Genomic DNA, 2,537 nt, shown 5'->3' with positions numbered 1-2,537 from the left:
GGATCTATATCATGCTGGAATATAAGCTGAAAAGATATGGGATCCGTTTCATAAAACAGGAAGAAAGTTATACCAGCCAGTGCAGCCCACTGTCACCGGAAGTGGGGAAAAAACAGTAGTGGTGCCATGGATGCACCCTGAAAAAAGGCGGTATCCCGCCTTAATTCAGATGCTCTGGTAACTCAGTTACCGAGTAATTCACTTGCTTCAAAGACTTCGGCGCTCTCTCAACCGAAGTCTTTTTTACAATTTACATATCCAATTTTTCAATAATACACTCATGCTCTTTCGTTTTCGTGTCATAATTAATTCCAACCATTAACAAATTTCCACAGTAAGCCTTCAATGTCTGCGGATAATTGCGTTCTTTTATCTGTTGAATGGCACTGTCGGCACTTTTGTCCCATTTCAATTCAATGATCATAGCTGGCTTATCCAGATGCTCTTTTCGTGGAAGGTATACAATGTCTGCAAAACCCTTTCCAGACGGCAGTTCCCTTATTTCTGTATAATAAGCTCGGGCGCTGTAATACGCAAGCGAAATTACACAAGCCAACGCATTCTCATCATTATACTTTAAAATAGAAGTTTCAAAATGTGCTTCCTGTATTTTCTCAGCAACTACTGTATTATCTAGTTTCCATGTTGCCCGAAGTAATTCTTCAGAATTTCTTATTGCTGTAACTACTTCCTGCCATCCGGCATCCCGTATGGAAGTAATAAATTCTGTTGTGATCTCACTGTTTGGAATAAATGCTTCCTTTCTGGAAAAATCATATCCGAGATATCCCAGATGGATAAACAGCGTTAATACATCATCAGCGCTTGAAAAAGTAGTCATATCATTATTAAACGAGCTGATATCTATTTCCAGTCTTTTTCCTGCAAGTAATTCGATAATACTTTCTTTCAGTCCTTTATAATTCATAACAATATAATCCCGAAGAGCCTCAAATGTTTCTGTTTTATTCCAGTAATTATCAAAGGAATGACTCAGCATGGCGCTTACAACAGAACGTGGATTATAAACATGCCCGATTTTTTCAAAATAATAACCGTCATACCAGCGCTTTGTATCCTCAAAGCTCATGTCAAATTGTCCACATAACTCTTTCACTTCATTTTCCGTAAAGCCAACATACTCAGCAAGTGCTCCTGGATTGGTCATAGAAAATTCGTCAAACATATTTAATGCAGAATGTGAACCATATTTTTTGATAGGAAGAATTCCTGTCATATAAGTAAGTCCTACATAGTTTCTATCTTTCAACAGGTTTCTGAGAAAATCCAGATATTTTTTCTGGGCTTCCATATCATTTTTATTTTCTCTGAAAATACAGTCCCATTCATCAATAATAAAAACAAATGGTATTTTGTATTCTCTATAAATTTCCTGTAGCACATCAATCAAATCTGTCTGATCCAGATAATCAAGATCAGGATATTCTCTCAGAAGATCACGGAGCACATATTTGCTAAAAAGTTCGCACATTTTGTCAATATTATGCGTACGACTGAAAAAATCCTGCATATTCAAAAAAATTGTATTATATTTGTTTAAATGAACTGGAAATGAAGGATCTTTGGCTATGTTCATGTTGGCAAATAATTTTTGTGAATCACAATTTCTCTGATAATATGCTGCCAGCATTTCAGCAGCCATAGATTTTCCAAAACGTCTTGGACGACTTACACAAAGGAACTTCTGCTTAGTTCGAAATACCTGGTTTGTATATTGAATGAGTTCTGTTTTATCTACATAAATTTTTGAAGAAACCGACTCAAAAAATCCCTCATTGCCTGGATTTAAATATAATCCCATAAACAAAAACCACCTTTCTTCCAAACTAATTTTTACTATTTTCTGTTTATAGAAATTATAACATTGTTTAGCCGCTATTGTCAGTATAAAGATTTCGACAGCGGAGTTTCTATAATCCCAATTACTGGATCAGTTCCGGACCTTACGATGAAATTTTTTATTATATCCGCAATGATATTGACCAGATAAAAAATAATCTGGCATTAATGGTTTACGGTGAAGGCATAAATGCGAAAATAGATGAGTTCGCGGCTTCTGTCATGTAGCTGAAAAGTCGAAACCAGATTTATTCTGCCATGGTTGTACACGGCCTGCTTACACTTATCAATGGAAAAGTTTTTATTCCAAATAAAGAACTGATGCTCGAAAATCACACTGATCAACCTCTGAGATTGTCACATATCAATTTCTACCTGATCAGAAACTATAGCAATTCCAGAAAATAATGCAAGCATTCGTACTTCCTTTACATAAAAATCTTTAGAATACATATACTATATGTTGATTCTTGCAAAGGATAAATGTAAAAAGTTGCAAAAATCCTTTCTTAAATAATGTGTTATATTGATTTGTTCCTAACTTAATGCTAAAATAGAACAGAAAATGCTAACTTCCCAGGAATTGTCATACTCAATCTGATTTCTTATATTACCAAACTGGGATTTTCCTTATAAAATCAACGTTTTCCGCACATTTCTCTTGCAAATGTGCGGAT

2 protein-coding genes are annotated in these 2,537 nt (G+C 35.1%); one reads left to right on the top strand and one right to left on the bottom strand.

Annotated features, from left to right (window positions below):
* Window positions 1-11: 11 nt before the first annotated feature.
* Window positions 12-119, top strand: a complete 108-nt coding sequence (locus ACTNES_RS20435; protein WP_441040529.1) for a zinc ribbon domain-containing protein — start codon at window positions 12-14, stop codon at window positions 117-119.
* 131 nt (window positions 120-250) lie between these two features.
* Here ACTNES_RS20435 and ACTNES_RS20430 read toward each other — a convergent pair whose 3' ends face one another.
* Window positions 251-1,822, bottom strand: a complete 1,572-nt coding sequence (locus tag ACTNES_RS20430) for an AAA family ATPase (RefSeq protein WP_026650332.1) — start codon at window positions 1,820-1,822, stop codon at window positions 251-253.
* Window positions 1,823-2,537: the final 715 nt, after the last annotated feature.

Source organism: Blautia sp. HCP3S3_D9, assembly GCF_052063845.1.
Classification (GTDB): domain Bacteria; phylum Bacillota; class Clostridia; order Lachnospirales; family Lachnospiraceae; genus Blautia_A.
This window is presented reverse-complemented; position numbering and strand designations above follow the sequence as displayed.

Excerpts from the sequence above, each read along its gene's own strand:
- ACTNES_RS20430 (WP_026650332.1), bottom strand. The coding sequence starts at position 1,822 with ATGGGATTATATTTAAATCCAGGCAATGAGGGATTTTTTGAGTCGGTT.
- ACTNES_RS20435 (WP_441040529.1), top strand. The coding sequence starts at position 12 with ATGCTGGAATATAAGCTGAAAAGATATGGGATCCGTTTCATAAAACAG.